The organism is Arthrobacter sp. K5, assembly GCF_040448525.1.
In the GTDB taxonomy this organism is placed as follows: Bacteria; Actinomycetota; Actinomycetes; order Actinomycetales; family Micrococcaceae; genus Arthrobacter; species Arthrobacter globiformis.
Genome location: NZ_CP159279.1, coordinates 4,833,949 through 4,851,197 on the forward strand (window position 1 = coordinate 4,833,949; position 17,249 = coordinate 4,851,197).

A 17,249-nucleotide genomic window follows, 5' to 3' on the forward strand; every position below is an offset into this window, starting at 1 on the left:
GGAACCCGCTGAGGACCGGGACGCAGATCCCGCGTCGGTGGCGCGCGCCATCGTGCTGCGCCAGCTGACCGCATCGCCCAAGAGCCGGCTGCAGCTGGAACGTAAGCTGGCCGAGCGCAACGTGCCAGAAGACGTCGCCGCGGCCGTACTGGACCGCTTCGAAGAGGTCCGGCTCGTTGACGACGCGGAATTCGCGGACATGTGGGTGCGGAGCCGGTCCCAGTCACGCCGGCTGGCCAGGGGAGCCCTTCGCCGGGAACTCGCGGACAAGGGCATCGACGCTGACACGGCGGAGTCCGCCTTGGAACAGCTGAGTGACGAGGACGAGGAAGCCGCCGCCCGCCATCTCGTGGAACGCAAGCTGCGGGCGGGGACGGACCTGTCAGACCGGGCGGAGCGGGACAAGGCCACGCGGCGGCTCGCGTCCATGCTCGCCCGCAAGGGGTACCAGCCCTCGCAGGCCTTCCGGATCGTGGCCGAGGTCCTGGATGCCGCAGCCGCGGGTGCTCCGGCCGGCGAGGACTCCGGCGAGGACTCCGCTCACTGGGAGTGAGCGCACGCGGTACCCAGCGCAAGCGGTACCCAGCGCACCCGGAACCCTTGGCAGCCGGTACCCTTAACGGGTGAGTCTGACCTATCCTTCCCCCACATCCGGCATCGAAAACGCAGCAACCGGCGACGCTGAGGTGCCGCGCACCTATCAGGTGCGCACCTTCGGCTGCCAGATGAACGTTCACGACTCGGAGCGCATGGCGGGAATGCTGGAAGCCGCCGGTTATGTACCGGCGGACGGTGCCCAAGCCGACGTCGTGGTCTTCAACACCTGCGCGGTGCGGGAGAACGCCGACAACAAGCTCTACGGCAACCTCGGCCAGCTGGCGCCGGTCAAGGCCGCCAACCCGGGGATGCAGATCGCCGTCGGCGGCTGCCTCGCCCAGAAGGACCGCGAAACCATTCTGAAGAAGGCTCCCTGGGTCGACGCCGTCTTCGGCACGCACAACGTCGGCGCACTGCCCGCCCTCCTGGACCGGGCGCGCCACAACAACGAGGCGCAGCTGGAGATCCTCGAGTCGCTGGACGTCTTCCCGTCCACGCTGCCCACCAAGCGCGACTCGGTCTATTCCGGCTGGGTGTCCATTTCGGTCGGCTGCAACAACACCTGCACTTTCTGCATCGTGCCCGCCCTGCGAGGCAAGGAAAAGGACCGCCGGCCGGGGGACATCCTCGCCGAGGTCCAGGCCCTGGTGGACGACGGTGCCATCGAAGTGACGCTCCTCGGCCAGAACGTGAACTCGTACGGCGTGGAGTTCGGGGACCGCCAGGCCTTCTCCAAGCTGCTGCGCGCCTGCGGCGAGATCCCGGGTCTTGAACGGGTGCGGTTCACCAGCCCCCACCCGGCCGCGTTCACCGATGATGTCATCGACGCCATGGCCGAGACGCCCAACGTCATGCCGCAGCTGCACATGCCGCTCCAGTCGGGTTCGGACAAGGTCCTGCGCGACATGAAGCGCTCCTACCGGTCAGCGAAGTTCCTCGGCATCCTGGACAAAGTCCGCGCCAGGATGCCGCATGCCGCGATTTCCACGGACATCATCGTCGGTTTCCCGGGGGAGACGGAGGAGGACTTCCAGGCGACCCTGGACGTCGTCGAAAAGTCACGGTTCGCCACAGCTTTCACTTTCCAGTACTCCAAGCGGCCCGGTACGCCGGCCGCGGACCTGCCGGACCAGCTGCCCAAGGCGGTGGTGCAGGAACGCTTTGAGCGCCTCACCGCGCTCCAGGACCGCATCGCCGCGGAAGAGAACGCCAGACAGCTGGGACGCCGTGTCGAGGTCATGGTCACCGCCCAGTCCGGCCGCAAGTCCGAGGAAACGCACCGCCTCTCCGGCCGTTCGCAGGACCAGCGCCTTGTCCACTTCACAGTTCCCGAGGGCGCTCCTGCCCCAAGGCCCGGAGACCTCGTGACAGTCACCATCACGGAAGCCGCTGCCTTCCACCTGATCGCCGACCCGGCCAGCGCGGACGACTACTCCCTGCGCCGGTCCCGCGCCGGTGATGCCTGGGACCGGGCACAGGCCGACTCCTGCGGGGCCCCTGCGCCGGGTGCAGCAGGTGCCGCGGGGTCAGGCAAGTCCGGCGTGTCGCTCGGCATGCCCTCGCTCCCGGTGCGGAGCCGCTGACCCGGTGGCGGGCCAGCCCCCCGTCATTGCGGTCGTCGGACCCACCGGATCGGGCAAGTCCGACCTCGCCGTCGAACTTGCCCTGGCCCTGGACGGCGAGGTGATCAACGCCGACGCCATGCAGTTCTACCGCGGCATGGACATTGGCACCGCCAAGGTCACCGAAGCTGAACAACGGGGCGTGCGGCACCACCTGCTGGACATCCTGGACGTGACGCAGGAGGCGTCGGTGTCCGATTTCCAGCAGCAGGCGAGGGACGCCGTCGCCGACATCCACCGCCGCGGCAGGCGCGCCATCCTGGCTGGCGGGTCGGGCCTGTATGTCCGCGCCGCGCTCGACGTGCTGGACTTTCCGGGAACCGATCCTGAAATTCGCACCCGGCTCGAGCAGGAGAACGCCGAGGCCGGCACCGCCGCACTGCTGGAACGCCTCCGGGCGGTGGACCCAGTCTCCGCCGGGCGCCTCGGCGATGCGCGCCGCATCATCCGTGCGCTGGAGGTGTTCGAACTGACGGGACGCCCGTTCAGCTCGTTCATGCCAACGCGCGAGTACCACCAGCCGGCCGTCCAGATCGGCCTGCAGGTGGACCGCGAGCAGCTGCGCGACCGGCTCGCCGTCCGCGTGCACCGGATGGTGGAGCGGGGGCTGCTGGCGGAAGTCGAACGGCTGGACGCCCAGGGCCTGCGCCGCGGCAAGACCGCACCGCGCGCACTGGGCTACGCCCAGTTCCTCAAAGTGCTCGACGGCGAAACGGACGTAGCGCAGGCAGCCGAGGAGACCATCGTGGCCACCAGGCAGTTCGCGCGCCGGCAACTGACGTGGTTCCGGGCCGATCCCCGCATCGGCTGGCTGGACTGGCAGGACCCCCGGCTGGCTGCCAAAGCAGCAGACCTCGCCCGCTGAGCCAGCACCAAAGCACTGGAAGAAGGACCCCTTATGCCCCTCGCAGTTGCCAGCACGCCACAGCGCACCTCGCGGCGGCCCCTCACTGTTGCGGTCGCCTCGCTGTTGGGTGCGACGCTGTTCTGGGCCGGCAACTACATTGTAGGAGCCGGCGCGGTCGAGAGCATCGAACCGCTCAGCCTCGTCCTGCTGCGCTGGTTGGGCGCCGTGGTTCCGCTGCTGGTTATCGCCCAGATGGCAGAGCGCCCGCAATGGAAGCAGGTGCTGGCAGCGTGGCCGTGGCTGGTCGCGCTGAGTGTGTTCGGACTGCTGAGCTACAACCTGCTTCTCTACACAGCCCTCGAGCACACGGATGCATTCAACGCTTCCCTCATCAATGCGTTCAACCCGGCACTCATCACGCTGGCCGCTGCCGCATTCCTCAGGGAACGCCTGACCCGCAGGGCAGTTGGCGGTGTCCTGGTCGCACTTGCCGGCGTGCTCCTTGTCCTCAGCAACGGCGACCTGGGCAAGCTGCTGCAGGCTGGATTCGGGACGGGTGAACTGTTCATGATCGGGGCCATTGCGGCGTGGTCCGCCTATACGATCACCGGGCGTCTGGCTCCGCCGCTGCCTCCGATTACCGCCACGGCCATCCAGGCTTCGATCACCGTCGTTGTGCTTACACCATTCAGCCTTCCTGCCGGCGGTCCAGCCCTGCCAACGACGCAGGGTGCGATTGCTTCCCTGGCCTTTATTGCGCTCTTCCCGTCTGTGCTGTCCTATCTGCTGTGGAACCGCGCACTGACAGTCATCCCCGCCGGCAACGCCGGCGTGTTCCTTAACCTCATCACCGTCTTCACAGCCTTGTTCACAATCCTCTCCGGGCATCCCTACACCTTTGCCCAGATAGCAGGCGGGGTAATTGTGATCGCCGGCATCCTCCTGACCAGCGCCCGCGGTCCGAGAGGCGGAGCCAAGCCGTTTTTCTGCCGCCGCCGGCGGGCGGGTAACCTTGAACCATGAATGAAACCCTTGCAGAAACAGCCCGGCCCGCCGCCACCACACTGAGCGGACTGCGCTTCTCCAAGGGCCATGGAACAGGCAACGATTTCGTCCTGGTCGCTGACCCCGAGGGCGTGCACGCCATCTCAGCCGAGCAGGTCGCCCAGCTGTGCGACCGCCACCGCGGTATCGGCGGCGACGGACTAATCCGCGCCGTGCCGTCCCGGCTCCTGGACGAGGGCCGGCAGGTACTTGCCGAAAACCCCGACGCCGAATGGTTCATGGACTACCGCAATGGTGACGGTTCCCTGTCGGAAATGTGCGGCAACGGCGTCCGGGTGTTCGTCCACTTCCTCCTGGCCGAAGGCCTCGCTGAACTGCCTGCGGGCGGCTCGCTGACCATCGGCACCCGCGGGGGAGTCAAGACCATTGTCCGCACCGGCGACGGCTACGCCGTCGACATGGGTCCCTGGGAGTTCATCTTCCCCGACGACGCTGCGGCCCGCGCCATGGATTCGCTCGTCAGCGCCGACGGACTCGAGGTGGCGAGGCCGGCGCTGTCCGTCAGCATGGGCAACCCCCACACGGTCGTCGCCCTGGCCGAGCTGTCCGAGCTCCAGGACACACGGCTCTTCACAGCACCCCACGTCGACCCCACTCCCGCCAACGGCACCAACGTCGAATTCGTTGTCCCGGCCGAGCCGCTGGTGCACGACGGCGTGGGCACCGTGACCATGCGGGTCCACGAACGCGGCGTCGGCGAAACGCAGTCCTGCGGTACCGGAGCGTGTGCTGCGGCGGTGGCCATCCGGCACTGGGCCGGGCAGGGCGCCCCGGACGCCTGGCAGGTGAAGGTGCCCGGCGGCGTCGTGGGCGTGAAGTTCTTCACCGTCGCCGGCGGCCGCGAGCATGTCGAACTGAGCGGCCCGGCAACGATCGTTGCTAGCGGGACGCTTTCCTGACCCGCAGGATCCTGAACGACTTGGACGAGCTTTCCCGGGTTACCGTGAAGGATTCGTCAAGCGCCTCCGCCAGCCAGCGCTGAAGCGAATCCGAGCCCAGGTTCTTCTGCACCACCAGCCAGGCCGAACCGCCGGGCGCCAGCCTCGGCAGCCACAGCATCAGGAGTGAGTGCAGCTCGTCCTTGCCGATCCTGATCGGCGGATTGGACCAGATGGTGTCGAAGCGGAGTTCCGGATCCACGTCCTGCGGCTTGCTGGCCGCGACGTTGCCCAGCCCCAGCAGTTCGGCGTTCCCGTTCGTGAGCGCGATGCAGCGTTCATTGACGTCCACCGCGTAGACCTGCGCGTGCGGTGCCCGCAGTGCCATGGTCAGGGCGATGGGTCCCCAGCCACAGCCGATGTCGAGCAGGTTTCCCTGCGGGGCAGGAGCCGGAACCTCGGCCAGCAGGACCGCCGTCCCCTTGTCGATTCCATCCGGGCTGAAGATGCCCGATGACGTCTGCAGCTTCCGCGTTTCACCGGCCAGTTCCACCGTGAGGGGCTTGCGGGTGAACGGCCCCGCAGGTGAGGCGCTGAAATAGTGGGCAGACTCCATAACTGGCCAGATTAGTGGTCCGCCCCGGCTGATGGGAAACCGGCCGGGTGCGAAAGCGGGTACCGGTGTTCTGCTATCCTTGAACGCATGTTCCTGATTTTTGAGTAGCCGGCTTTCTATGCCCGCGGCCTTCAGCCGCCGGTACCGGCCCGGGGCCTCCCTCCGATGCGATGCAGGTAGACCGCCTTCCGCCGGAGCGCGCAGCGTGAAACGCGGCGCAGCCCAACAGCACTCGATCAGTCCACTTCCCGCCGGCCCAGCCCGTCCGCTGCCGGCATGTCAGGAGCACCTCCATGACCCCTCGCAGTCAGCCCAGCGCGAATACCGCTGCCAAGGGCGGCAATCAGCACTATTCTGAAGATGCAGAACCTTCAAAGGAGACCATGACCAATCAGCAAAATTCCGGATCCGAGCCAGCCGCCCAGGACATGAGTCCCGAGGAGATCCAGGCTGTCATCGACCGGATTCTCGCCAAGGACGTCCCGGCCAGGAACGCATCGGCAGCCGACGGCGGCAGCGCCGACAGCAAGGGTGTCCTGGGCAAGGCACAGGCCATCTCGCAGCTCGCCGAAGAGCACAGCACGTTCGACGGCGACCAGCAGGACCTCGAGGAACGCCGGGCACTGCGACGCACGGCCGGGCTGTCCACCGAACTCGAGGACGTAACCGAGGTCGAATACCGGCAGCTGCGACTGGAACGCGTTGTTCTCGCCGGCCTCTGGAGCGAGGGCACGCTGGCTGACGCCGAAAACTCGCTGCGCGAACTCGCCGCGCTGGCGGAAACAGCCGGCTCGGAAGTCCTCGACGGACTGGTCCAGCGCCGTGCCAAGCCGGACCCCGGCACGTTCCTCGGAGCGGGCAAGGCTTTGGAGCTCAAGGATGTCGTGATGTCCACCGGCGCGGACACCGTTGTGGTGGACGCCGAACTTGCTCCGTCCCAGCGGCGCGGCCTTGAAGACATCGTCAAGGTGAAGGTCATCGACCGCACTGCCCTGATCCTGGACATCTTCGCCCAGCACGCCAAGAGCCGCGAAGGCAAGGCGCAGGTGGAGCTGGCACAGCTCGAGTACCTCCTCCCGCGCCTCCGCGGCTGGGGTGAATCCATGTCCCGCCAGGCCGGTGGCCAGGTGGGCGGCGCAGGCGCCGGCATGGGCTCGCGCGGTCCCGGTGAAACCAAGATCGAACTGGACCGGCGCAGGATCCGTACCCGGATGGCCAAGCTGCGGCGCGAAATCGCCGCGATGAAGCCGGCACGGGAGACCAAACGGGCCAACCGCCGTCGTAATGAAGTCCCGTCAGTGGCCATTGCCGGATATACCAACGCCGGGAAGTCCTCGCTGCTGAACCGCCTCACGGACGCCGGCGTCCTGGTGGAGAACGCCCTGTTCGCCACACTGGACCCCACCGTCCGCAAGGCCGAGACCTCGGATGGGGTTGGCTACACCCTGGCCGACACCGTGGGCTTCGTCCGGTCCCTTCCCACCCAGCTGGTGGAGGCCTTCCGCTCCACCCTGGAGGAAGTGGCGGACGCGGACCTGATCCTGCACGTCGTGGACGTGTCCCACCCGGACCCGGAAGGCCAGATCGCTGCCGTGCGCTCGGTGTTCGCCGAGGTGGACGCCCGCAAGGTGCCCGAGATCATCGTCCTGAACAAAGCGGACGCCGCCGACCCGTTTGTGGTGGAGCGGCTCAAGCAGCGCGAACCGCGGCACGTGGTGGTTTCGGCACGCACGGGGGAGGGCATTGCCGAGCTGCTCAAGGCCATCAGCGAGTCCATCCCGCGGCCGAACGTCAAGATGCAGCTGCTCGTCCCGTACCACCGGGGCGATCTGATCAGCAAGCTCCATGACTCCGACGCGGAGATCCTGAGCCTGGATCACGAAGAGGGCGGCACCCGCGCCGTGGTCATGGTCCGGGAAGGCCTCGCGGCTGAACTGGAATCCTTCAGCACCGATGACTGACGGGGCGGCAGCCGCCGGTGCCGCGGCCACGGCCGGCGAGCAGCGTGTTCTTGACCTGCTCGACCGTGCCGTGGCGGGCATGGGCGGCCAAAGCCGCAGCGGCCAGCACGAGATGGCCAGGCAGGTGGCACGCGCAATAGAAACGGGCGACCACCTGCTGGTGCAGGCCGGCACCGGAACCGGCAAGTCGCTGGCTTACCTGGTTCCCCTCATTGCACATTCCCTGGAGAGCAACAAGCCTGCCCTCGTGTCCACTGCCACCCTCGCTCTGCAGACGCAGATCGTGGGCAGGGACTTACCCCGGCTCCTGGAAAGCCTCAAACCGGCACTCGACCGGCCTGTGAAGATTGCGCTGGTCAAGGGCCGCGCCAACTATGTCTGCAGGCACAAGCTCGAAGGCGGCTTTCCCTCCGAGGAACCCTCGGAGGGCCAGCTCTTCTCACTGGGCGAGGACACCAGCGTCCCGCACTTCGCCGCGGCGGTGGGCGGTCCGTCGTCGCAGCTCGGCAAGGAGGTGGTCCGGCTCCGCGAATGGGCGGAGCAGACCACCACGGGCGACCGTGACGAGCTGCTTCCCGGCGTCACGGACCGGGCCTGGCGGCAGGTGTCAGTCACGTCCATGGAATGCCTCGGCTCGCAGAAGTGCCCCCTCGCCGAAGAGTGCTTCAGTGAGCTTGCCCGCCATAACGCCACGGAAGCCGACGTCGTGGTGACCAACCACGCCATGCTGGCCGTCAGCGCCTTCGAAGGCCTGGCGGTGCTGCCGGAGTATGACGTTGTGGTGGTGGATGAGGCCCACGAACTCCAGGACCGGGTAACCGGCGCGGTTTCGGGGCAGCTGTCGGTGGCCATGGTCCACGCCGCAGCGTCCGGCGCCCGCAAGCACACCGGCATTACCGTTGACGCGCTCAACACAGCGGCCGCCAACCTTGAGGTGGCTCTCGCCGGCGTTCCCAGCGGCCTGCTGCCCAACGGCCTGAACGACGAGCAGCTGGACTGTGTGGACCAGCTTCGTGAGGCGTGCCGGGCGGCGCTGTCGGATTCCAAGGGGGACAGCAATACAACGGCCGACGGCGGGCGGCAGCTCGCGCGCTCCCGCCTGCTGGTGATTCTGGAGCTTTGCGAACGGCTCATCGCCGCCCGGGAAAACCGCGAGGTGGTCTGGTTCTCCCGGAATAGCACGTTCGATCCCCAGCAGGGCTACTCTGCGCCGGACGAGTCTGCCCCGGCGCTGGTCAACATCGCCCCGCTGAGCGTCGCAGGCCGGCTTCGGGAAGGCCTGTTCGCCGGGCATACGGTGGTGCTGACATCGGCCACCCTTGCCATCGGCTCTGCCTTCGAACCCGCGGCCGGCGGGTTGGGCCTGGTCGGGGAGGGCGCGCCGAGCTGGACCGGCGTCGACGTGGGGTCGCCTTTCGACTACCCCAGGCAGGGCATCCTCTATGTAGCGGGCCACCTGCCGAAACCGGGCCGTGGCACGTCCCCTGAGGCGCTGGACGAACTCGAGTCCCTCATCCGTGCCTCCGGCGGGGGAGCGCTTTGTCTGTTCTCCTCGCGGCGGGCGGCCGAGGAAGCTGCGGACGCCCTGCGCACGCGGCTGGATGTCAGCATTCTCTGCCAGGGTGAATCCACCATGACGGCACTGGTGAAGCAGTTCGCTGACGAGCCCGATACCTGCCTGTTCGGCACGATGTCACTGTGGCAGGGGGTCGACGTGCCGGGCGGGTCCTGCCGCCTGGTGGTCATTGACAGGATTCCCTTCCCGCGGCCGGATGATCCCCTGATGACCGCGCGGTCCCGGGCCGTTGCACAGGCCGGCGGCAACGGCTTCATGTCTGTCTCCGCCACGCACGCGGCCATCCGGCTTGCCCAGGGGGCAGGACGGCTCATTCGGTCCACGAATGACAAGGGCGTGGTGGCGGTGCTGGACTCCAGGCTTTCCACGGAACGCTACGGCGGGTTCCTGCGGGCCGCGCTGCCGCCGTTCTGGCCAACGACCGACCGGAAGACCGCCGTCGCGGCACTGGAAAGACTCGCCGGCGCACAGGCCTAAGGAAGCCCCGGGCTGATGCTGCCCGGGGCCCAAGGCTCCCTGAAGGACATTCCCGCTCCCTGATGGACGTTTCCGGGGACGAAGCCCGCGGTGGCCTCCGGCCCGGCGGCTACAGCGAGCGGAGTACGGAAACCACCTTGCCCATGACAACGGCGTGGTCGCCGAGGATGGGTTCGTACTGCGTGTTCTGCGGCAGCAGCCACGTGTGGCCGTCGCGCTGCCGGAAAGTCTTGACCGTGGCTTCATCGTCGAGCAGCGCCGCAACGATGTCGCCGTTGACGGCGTCGCTCTGCCGCCGGACCACCACCCAGTCCCCGTCGCAGATGGCGGCGTCGACCATGGAATCGCCTGCGACCCTGAGCATGAAAAGCTCGCCGTGGCCCACCAGTTGGCGGGGCAGCGGCATCAGTTCCTCAACCATCTGGTCCGCGAGGATGGGGCCGCCGGCGGCGATCCGGCCGACCAGCGGAACCATTGCGGTATCCATTGCGCTGGGCAATTCGGACACGGAAGCGCCTGCCGTGCCCAGGGCCGGGGCTTTGTCCGCGCCGCCGGATTTCGGCGCCCCCGCGTCCAGGGTGAGCGGCATCAGGACCTCCATGGCGCGCGGACGCTTGGGGTCACGCCGAAGGTAGCCAAGCTTTTCCAGCTGCGAGAGCTGATGGGTCACGCTGGACAGGCTGGCCAGCCCGACGGTGTCGCCGATTTCCCGCATCGACGGCGGGTAGCCGTTCTCGTTGACCGAACGCTGGATGGTTTCCAGGATCTTCTTCTGGCGGAGTGTTAGTCCCTTGGGGGTCCGCTGAGACCGCGGGCTGCGCTGGGGAGCCTTGCCGTCAGAGGCCTGTGCTGCCATGTTCGCCAACGCCTTTCCGTTCCTCCCGGACGCGGTAGCTGCAGTGGCCGGGAACTTCCGGCCTGAAAAATGTCAGACCCTGCTGATCAACTGCAGATGTGGTTGTTCTGTGATTTCCAACGTAGGCCAGCCATAGGGCTTTTTCAAACATTTGTTCTAGCGAGTCTCGACTTAATTCGGTGATAGGTGCTAAAACTGGAAAAAGCAAAGTTCGAACATGTGTTCTAGTGAGGACGGTTTCTCAGCCCGGTGTTCGAACTGTCTGTTCGAACGCGAGGCAGTACAACTTGGTCCAGGAGGGCTCACGCCATGTCAGCTTCATCAGCAGTCTCAGCTTCACCAGCAATGTCGGCTTCACCAGCAGTCCCGCCGCACTCCCAGCCCGGCGCAGTCTTTCGGCCGCGTGCGGTGCCTCAGCCCCGTGCGGTGACTGAGCTGCGTGCGGCGCCCCAGTCGCTTGCCGTGCCCCAGTCCTGTGCAGTGTCCCGGCCAGGCAGGCCGCCACGCCTGCGCCTCACCCGCCGCGGCCGGATCGTCCTCATCGGACTGCCGCTTGTTCTTCTTGCCGCCCTGATCTTGTCTTTGACGGGGCTGTTGAACTCGCCGGCCAAGGCTGCGGACACCGCCAGTGGCCTGACCGTCACGCCCACCGTTTCTGTCACCGTGCAGCCCGGTGAATCGCTCTGGGCCATCGCCGGAAAAGTCGACCCCGACCGCGACCCCCGGGACGTGATTGTGGACATCGTCCAGCTCAACGACCTTCAGGCAGGGAAGGTCATGCCCGGCCAGCAGCTGTTCGTGCCGAACAAATAAGCCGTTGCCGTACGCTGGAACCGTCACAGTTTCCGGCCAGCCCTTCGGGTTACTTAAACTGTCTAGGTGACTGACCAGCTTGAGCGACTGAACCGACTGCCCCTGCGGACTAACCTGAGGGGGCTGTCCCCTTACGGCGCCCCGCAGCTTGACGTTCCGATCCTGCTCAACGTCAATGAGAACACGCATGGCGTGCCCGCCGACGTACGGGCGGCCATCACCGCGGCCGTCAGCGAGGCAGCCACCGGACTCAACCGGTACCCCGACCGCGAATTCACCGAGCTCCGGGAAGCCCTGGCGGAGTACCTCGGCCACGGGCTCAGCGCGGACAACCTCTGGGCAGCGAACGGCTCCAACGAGGTCCTCCAGCAGATCCTCCAGGCCTTCGGCGGGCCGGGCCGTTCGCTCCTGAGCTTCCCGCCGACGTACTCCATGTACCCGCTCCTCGCCAGCGGAACCGACACCGCCTACATCGCAGGCAAGCGTGCCGACGACTATGGCCTCAGCGCCGAGTCGGCCGCGAGCCAGGTGCGCGAACTCCAGCCCAACATCGTGTTCCTGTGTTCACCCAACAATCCCACCGGTACCGGCCTGGGCCTGGACGTGGTGGAAGCCGTCTACGAGGCGGGCGAGGCCAGCCAGGCCATCGTCGTCGTGGACGAGGCCTACCACGAGTTTGCGCACGACGGCACGCCCAGCGCCCTGACCCTGCTGCCCGGCCGGGAGCGGCTCATCGTCTCCCGGACCATGAGCAAGGCGTTCGCTCTTGCCGGCGCCCGCCTCGGTTACATGGCCGCGGCGCCGGAGGTGACCGACGCCCTGCGACTGGTGCGCCTGCCGTACCACCTGTCCGCCGTCACGCAGGCAACCGCCCTCGCGGCCCTGCAGCACCGCGAGGCGCTTATGGCGGATGTCGAGGACATCAAGCGCCAGCGCGACCGGATTGTCGCGGAGCTGACACGGATGGGGCTGCGGCCCGCGGCGTCCGACTCCAACTACGTCTTCTTCGGCGGGCTGGAGAACCCCCATGAGGTCTGGCAGGAACTGCTGGACGCGGGGGTGCTTGTGCGGGACGTCGGCATCGCCGGGCACCTTCGGGTCACCGCCGGCACTGAGACGGAAACCACAGCCTTCCTGGAAGCCCTCGAAAGCATCCTGGCCCGGCAGGCCGCACTTCCGGCCTAAACTTGAACATGGACCAGGTCAGGTCCGCCCCCATCCTTCGTCAAAGGACATCTATCACCATGAGCGACACCGGAATCAAGGCTGCCGAGGCACGGACTGCACGCATGGAGCGCGCCACCAGCGAATCTTCCGTGCTGGTGGAGATCAACCTCGACGGCACCGGCGTGTCGGACATCAGCACGTCGGTCCCGTTCTACGACCACATGCTGACGGCGCTGTGCAAGCACTCACTCATCGACATGACCGTCAAGGCTACCGGCGACACCCACATTGACGTCCACCACACCGTTGAGGACGTTGCCATCACGTTCGGCGAGGTGCTGCGCACGGCTCTGGGCAACAAGGCCGGGATCCGCCGCTTCGGTGAGGCCACCGTGCCGCTGGACGAGGCCCTGGCGCACGCGGTCGTCGACGTCTCCGGCCGGCCCTACCTGGTGCACGGCGGCGAGCCCTCCGGGCAGGAGTACCACCTGATCGGCGGCCACTTCACGGGCTCGCTGACCCGGCACGTCTTCGAGGCCATCACGCTGCACGCCGGCATCTGCCTGCACATGAACGTCATCGCCGGCCGCGACCCGCACCACATCGTGGAAGCCCAGTTCAAGGCATTCGCGCGGGCCCTCCGTGCAGCCGTCGAGCCGGATCCCCGCGTCGAAGGCATTCCGTCCACCAAGGGAGCACTGTGACCGGCAAAGTACTGCGCGAGGGCGCGATCATCGATCCGTCGGCCACGCTGAAGCCGGCTTCCCCGGAGGGCAAGCCCACCGTCACCGTCCTCGACTACGGCTCCGGCAACGTCCGTTCCGCCGTGCGTGCCCTGGAACGTGCCGGTGCCGAGGTCATCCTGAGTTCCAAGCCCGAGGACGTGCTGAACGCCGACGGGCTGGTCGTTCCCGGTGTCGGCGCCTTCGAAACGGTCATGCGCGAGCTCAAGGCCGTTGACGGCATCCGGATGATCGGCCGCCGTGTGGCCGGCGGACGTCCGGTCCTCGGCATCTGTGTCGGCCTGCAGGTACTCTTCGAGGCCGGCGTCGAACACGGGACCGAAGCCGAAGGCATGGGGGAGTGGCCCGGCAAGGTGGAGCTCCTCCCTGCCGAGGTGGTGCCGCACATGGGGTGGAACACCGTCAAGGTTCCGGAAGGCTCCAGGCTTTTCGATGGCGTTGAAGCTGAGCGGTTCTACTTCGTGCACTCCTATGGCGTCCAGAACTGGGACTTCGAGGTGATCCAGCCCCGGATGGCGCCGCCCCTGGTCACGTGGTCCGAGCACGGTGCCCCCTTCATCGCCGCCGTGGAGAACGGCCCCCTCTGCGCCACCCAGTTCCACCCGGAGAAATCCGGTGACGCTGGCGCGCGGCTGCTCAAGAACTGGGTCGACGGGCTCCGCGGGCAGCCTTCCCGGCAGGCGGCGGACGCCTAAATGTGGTCCATTCTCCTGACGGGACTGGCCGGTCTCCTGGTGGGCGGTGGCCTGTCCTTCGGGCAGCAGCACAAGCCGCTCTGGATCCAGATCGGTTTCTACGTACTGGCCGCCATGTCGCTGCTGGCCGCCTACCTGCTGACCCTTCCCGGCAAATAACCAACTAACCCGCCGTGTGCGCCGCAGAAGCCGCCGCGCACGGGAACCAGCGCCTACAAGAACTGAGGACCCCTGATGACCAGCCAAAACGAGCTGCCGGTACTTGAACTGCTTCCCGCCGTCGACGTCGTAAACGGCCAGGCGGTCCGCCTGGTCCAGGGCGAGGCCGGCAGCGAGACGAGCTACGGAACGCCGCTGGAGGCGGCGCTCAACTGGCAGCAGCAGGGCGCGGAATGGGTTCACCTGGTGGATCTGGACGCTGCCTTCGGACGCGGCTCAAACGCGGACCTGCTGCGCGAAGTGGTTGGCCGGCTGGACATCAAGGTCGAGCTTTCCGGCGGGCTCCGGGACGATGAATCCCTGGAAAAGGCGCTGGACCTGGGCGTCGCCCGGGTGAACCTTGGCACCGCCGCCTTGGAGAACCCGGACTGGACCGCGCGGGCCATCGACCGCTTCGGTGACCGGATCGCCGTCGGGCTGGACGTCCGCGGAACCACTCTCGCCGGCCGCGGCTGGACCAAGGAAGGCGGGGACCTGTGGGACGTGCTGGGCCGCCTCGAAGAGGCCGGCTGCGCACGCTACGTTGTTACCGACGTGACGAAGGACGGCACGCTGCAGGGACCGAACGTTGAACTCCTGCGGCAGATGGTGGAAAAGACCGGCAAGCCCGTGGTGGCGTCGGGCGGTATTTCCAGCCTTGATGACTTGAAGGTCCTGCGCTCCCTGGTGCCGCTCGGCGTCGAAGGCGCCATCGTGGGCAAGGCCCTGTACGCCGGCGCCTTCACGCTGCCCGAGGCCCTCGACGTCGCCGGCCGCCGCTAGGGGTATCGCCGTGACCGAGCACCACCCCAACTCCGCGGACGGCGGCGGACCGGGCGCGCACCTGCCGCCGGCACGCCGGCTGCCCGGTCACATCGAGGCCGCCCTCGCCGGGGCAGGTGGCGCCACCGATTCGGCGGGACAGCCCTGGGCCGGACGCAGCCTCGCCGGTGACGACGCCAAGATCCACAACTTCGAGGACGACGACGGCACGGCCGACGCCGGCTACCTCACCGCAGTCTCTGCTCTTGTTGCCGGCGACGGCGACGAGGCCGCGGTGGTTGCCTCGCTCGCCACCGCCCGTGTCTTTGTCCCCGTGGTGGCACAGCTGGCGGAGGAAGCCGAGGGCGCGCATGGCGTGCACGCCGACAAGCAGGCCGACATGGCGCTGGTGACGCTCAAGGCACCCGACGGCCGCCTCGCCATGCCCGTGTTCACCTCGGCGGCAGCCCTGGCGGCGTGGCACCCGGAGGCGCGGCCCGTGGCCGTTTACGCCGCGAGGGCAGCCCTGTCGGCCGTCTCCGAAGGCGCCGAGCTGCTGGTCGTGGACCCCGGCTCGGAAGTGACCTTCGTGGTCCGGCGCCCCGGTGTCTGGGCCCTCGCACAGCAGCGGCAATGGGTGCCGGCCTACGTGGACGCCGAGCTGGCCGCGGTGCTGCGGGCCGGAGCGGACGGCAAACCCGCAGTCCGTGGATTCGAGGTCCTGCCCGGCGGGGAGTGGCCACCACCACGGCCTCAGGCCGCCGCGTCGATGGCGGCGGAGCCGGACCGGAACTGCGTGTGGTGCTCTATCTGGAGGACGGACTTGATGCAGCCGCGGTCCAGGCCCTCGTTGCCGGCCTCCAGGCCGAGTGGAGCCGGAATGTATTGTTTGGTGAGCGCGTTGATTCGATCGAAGTCAAGCTAAGGCGCGCCGCGCAGTAGCCGAGGGCCCGGTGGGTCCGTTCCGGTGCTGTCCGGCGGCGGAACTGAGGACCCACCTGTGAATTTCAGCCTGTACCGCGAACTGCTGGCCGTTCGGCCCATCCGCAGGCTCCTGGCAGTCGGCATGATTGCCCGCATTCCCCATTCGGCGGCGGGCGTCCTGCTGACGCTGCACATCGTCCTGACCCTCGGCGAGGGCTATGCGGCCGCGGGAACGGCAGCGGCCGTGATGACCATCGGGATCGCGCTTGGCGCACCTTGGCGCGGCCGCCGGGTGGATACGGCGGGCCTGCGGACGGCCCTGATACCTTCCGTGATTTCGGAAACCGTCATCTGGTCCGTCGTGCCGCACGTCTCCTACCAGTGGCTGCTGCCCCTCGTATTTGTCGGCGGCCTGCTGACCCTCCCCATTTTCAGTGTGGTGCGGCAGTCCCTGGGGGTTCTGGCCGACGGCGACCAGCGCAGGACCGCGTTCGCGCTGGACGCGGTCAGCACCGAGCTGGTGTTCATGATCGGCCCGGCAGCAGGTGCTGTGGTGGCCACGAGCGGCCATTCCGTGCTGGGGCTGACCGCCGTCGGTGTCTCGACGTCCCTGGCCGGACTATTCCTGATGTGGTTCAACCCGCCCACCCGCAGTGCTGTCCGCAACGAATCCTGTGAGGTGGACGAGCAGGAAGCCGCGGAGGTAGCCGTTGTGGCCGCCGCCCCGCACACCTGCAGGAGGCTGCGGCTGAGCTCGGTCCCGCGGCTGCGGGCAGCAGGCGGCGGGCAGCCCTGAAGGGCCGGGTGGCACACAGCTTCGGCTGGTTCACCGCAGCGGTGGCCGCGGTCTTCGCAGTCGCAGCCGGCGCCGGCATGGTGCTCAGCGGCACCGATGTGGGAATCGTGGCTGCCCTGGAGACCGGCGGCCGCCAGGGCGAGATCGGCGTTGTGTTCCTCTTCTGGTGCGCGGCCTCGGTGGCCGGCGGTCTTGTTTACGGGGCCATGCACCGGCCTGTTTCACCGGTACTCCTGCTGCTGGGAATGGCTGCCCTGACCATTCCGATGGGCTTTGCCACCGACACACTGACCCTCAGCCTGCTGTCGCTGCTTCCGGGGCTCCTCTGTGCTCCGGTCCTTTCGGCCGCTTCCGAGAAGGTGGCCGAACTGGTCGACGAGGCCAGGCGGGGAGAGGCCATGGGCTGGTACGGGTCCGCCCTGACCGCGGGTGTTGCACTGGGGGCTCCGCTGGCCGGAGTTTTCATCGACAGCATTGGCGCGGCGGGAGGCTTCGTGTCCGTCGGGGTGGCAGGGGTGCTGCTTTGCGTCGTCGGGCTTGTTCTGCAGCAGCGGCGCCGCCGCGCCGCCACATCCTGACGGTACCGGCTTTCGTTGGGCTGTTCGGTCGAAAGGGCTCCCGCGGGACATGCCCCCAGGCAGCCAGAACGGCGGCGG

15 protein-coding genes and 2 pseudogenes are annotated in these 17,249 nt (G+C 67.7%); 15 read left to right on the forward strand and 2 right to left on the reverse strand.

Annotation, left to right across the window (positions count from 1 at the left end):
• Positions 1 to 37 precede the first annotated feature (37 nt).
• The 5 genes from ABRP34_RS21995 (at position 38) to dapF (ending at position 5,030) form a co-directional block, all read left to right on the forward strand.
• Entirely contained in the window at positions 38 to 553 is a 516-nt protein-coding gene (locus tag ABRP34_RS21995; protein ID WP_353713445.1) for a regulatory protein RecX, read from the forward strand.
• Between the two features lie 70 nt (positions 554 to 623).
• A complete protein-coding gene (gene miaB, locus ABRP34_RS22000; RefSeq protein ID WP_353711776.1) occupies positions 624 to 2,180 on the forward strand; it encodes a tRNA (N6-isopentenyl adenosine(37)-C2)-methylthiotransferase MiaB in 1,557 nt (518 codons plus the stop codon).
• A gap of 4 nt (positions 2,181 to 2,184) precedes the next feature.
• On the forward strand, positions 2,185 to 3,084 hold the full coding sequence (gene miaA, locus ABRP34_RS22005) for a tRNA (adenosine(37)-N6)-dimethylallyltransferase MiaA (protein ID WP_003798751.1): 900 nt from the start codon (positions 2,185 to 2,187) through the stop codon (positions 3,082 to 3,084).
• Between the two features lie 33 nt (positions 3,085 to 3,117).
• On the forward strand, positions 3,118 to 4,089 hold the full coding sequence (locus tag ABRP34_RS22010) for a DMT family transporter (protein ID WP_353711777.1): 972 nt from the start codon (positions 3,118 to 3,120) through the stop codon (positions 4,087 to 4,089).
• The gene (gene dapF, locus ABRP34_RS22015; RefSeq protein WP_003798748.1) at positions 4,086 to 5,030 is read left to right on the forward strand and encodes a diaminopimelate epimerase; all 945 of its coding nucleotides are present in this window, start codon (positions 4,086 to 4,088) and stop codon (positions 5,028 to 5,030) included. Before ABRP34_RS22010 ends, dapF begins: the two co-directional genes overlap by 4 nt.
• Here dapF and ABRP34_RS22020 read toward each other — a convergent pair.
• Entirely contained in the window at positions 5,011 to 5,625 is a 615-nt protein-coding gene (locus tag ABRP34_RS22020) for a methyltransferase (protein WP_353711778.1), read from the reverse strand. The genes dapF and ABRP34_RS22020 overlap by 20 nt on opposite strands.
• A gap of 383 nt (positions 5,626 to 6,008) precedes the next feature.
• Between ABRP34_RS22020 and hflX the strand changes: the two genes are divergently transcribed.
• Both hflX and ABRP34_RS22030 read left to right on the forward strand, forming a co-directional pair.
• Entirely contained in the window at positions 6,009 to 7,586 is a 1,578-nt protein-coding gene (gene hflX, locus ABRP34_RS22025) for a GTPase HflX (protein WP_353711779.1), read from the forward strand.
• On the forward strand, positions 7,579 to 9,639 hold the full coding sequence (locus ABRP34_RS22030) for an ATP-dependent DNA helicase (RefSeq protein WP_353711780.1): 2,061 nt from the start codon (positions 7,579 to 7,581) through the stop codon (positions 9,637 to 9,639). Before hflX ends, ABRP34_RS22030 begins: the two co-directional genes overlap by 8 nt.
• Before the next feature lie 109 nt (positions 9,640 to 9,748).
• Here the strand turns inward: ABRP34_RS22030 and lexA are convergent, their stop codons facing one another.
• Positions 9,749 to 10,495: a transcriptional repressor LexA gene (gene lexA / locus ABRP34_RS22035; RefSeq protein WP_353711781.1), complete on the reverse strand. Its 747-nt coding sequence runs from the start codon at positions 10,493 to 10,495 to the stop codon at positions 9,749 to 9,751.
• Positions 10,496 to 10,957: 462 nt separating this feature from the next.
• Between lexA and ABRP34_RS22040 the strand changes: the two genes are divergently transcribed.
• From ABRP34_RS22040 to ABRP34_RS22075, 8 genes and pseudogenes are all read left to right on the forward strand, one after another.
• Positions 10,958 to 11,308, forward strand: coding sequence for a LysM peptidoglycan-binding domain-containing protein (locus ABRP34_RS22040; RefSeq protein WP_353713446.1), 351 nt, complete (start codon positions 10,958 to 10,960; stop codon positions 11,306 to 11,308).
• A 66-nt stretch (positions 11,309 to 11,374) separates the two neighbouring features.
• Complete coding sequence (locus ABRP34_RS22045) at positions 11,375 to 12,493, forward strand: histidinol-phosphate transaminase (RefSeq protein ID WP_003798737.1); 1,119 nt, start codon at positions 11,375 to 11,377, stop codon at positions 12,491 to 12,493.
• 59 nt (positions 12,494 to 12,552) lie between these two features.
• On the forward strand, positions 12,553 to 13,179 hold the full coding sequence (hisB, locus tag ABRP34_RS22050) for an imidazoleglycerol-phosphate dehydratase HisB (protein WP_353711782.1): 627 nt from the start codon (positions 12,553 to 12,555) through the stop codon (positions 13,177 to 13,179).
• Complete coding sequence (gene hisH / locus ABRP34_RS22055) at positions 13,176 to 13,913, forward strand: imidazole glycerol phosphate synthase subunit HisH (protein ID WP_003798735.1); 738 nt, start codon at positions 13,176 to 13,178, stop codon at positions 13,911 to 13,913. Before hisB ends, hisH begins: the two co-directional genes overlap by 4 nt.
• Positions 13,914 to 14,072, forward strand: a complete 159-nt coding sequence (locus ABRP34_RS22060) for a hypothetical protein (protein WP_003798731.1) — start codon at positions 13,914 to 13,916, stop codon at positions 14,070 to 14,072. It abuts the gene before it with no gap.
• A gap of 75 nt (positions 14,073 to 14,147) precedes the next feature.
• The gene (gene priA / locus ABRP34_RS22065; RefSeq protein WP_102970896.1) at positions 14,148 to 14,894 is read left to right on the forward strand and encodes a bifunctional 1-(5-phosphoribosyl)-5-((5-phosphoribosylamino)methylideneamino)imidazole-4-carboxamide isomerase/phosphoribosylanthranilate isomerase PriA; all 747 of its coding nucleotides are present in this window, start codon (positions 14,148 to 14,150) and stop codon (positions 14,892 to 14,894) included.
• A 61-nt stretch (positions 14,895 to 14,955) separates the two neighbouring features.
• A pseudogene (locus ABRP34_RS22070) lies at positions 14,956 to 15,815 on the forward strand (SseB family protein).
• Between the two features lie 58 nt (positions 15,816 to 15,873).
• Positions 15,874 to 17,171, forward strand: a pseudogene (locus ABRP34_RS22075) (MFS transporter).
• Positions 17,172 to 17,249: the final 78 nt, after the last annotated feature.

Excerpts from the sequence above, each read along its gene's own strand:
- ABRP34_RS22010 (WP_353711777.1), top strand. The coding sequence starts at position 3,118 with ATGCCCCTCGCAGTTGCCAGCACGCCACAGCGCACCTCGCGGCGGCCC.
- dapF (WP_003798748.1), top strand. The coding sequence starts at position 4,086 with ATGAATGAAACCCTTGCAGAAACAGCCCGGCCCGCCGCCACCACACTG.
- ABRP34_RS22020 (WP_353711778.1), bottom strand. The coding sequence starts at position 5,625 with ATGGAGTCTGCCCACTATTTCAGCGCCTCACCTGCGGGGCCGTTCACC.
- hflX (WP_353711779.1), top strand. The coding sequence starts at position 6,009 with ATGACCAATCAGCAAAATTCCGGATCCGAGCCAGCCGCCCAGGACATG.
- ABRP34_RS22030 (WP_353711780.1), top strand. The coding sequence starts at position 7,579 with ATGACTGACGGGGCGGCAGCCGCCGGTGCCGCGGCCACGGCCGGCGAG.
- lexA (WP_353711781.1), bottom strand. The coding sequence starts at position 10,495 with ATGGCAGCACAGGCCTCTGACGGCAAGGCTCCCCAGCGCAGCCCGCGG.
- hisB (WP_353711782.1), top strand. The coding sequence starts at position 12,553 with ATGAGCGACACCGGAATCAAGGCTGCCGAGGCACGGACTGCACGCATG.
- ABRP34_RS22060 (WP_003798731.1), top strand. The coding sequence starts at position 13,914 with ATGTGGTCCATTCTCCTGACGGGACTGGCCGGTCTCCTGGTGGGCGGT.
- priA (WP_102970896.1), top strand. The coding sequence starts at position 14,148 with ATGACCAGCCAAAACGAGCTGCCGGTACTTGAACTGCTTCCCGCCGTC.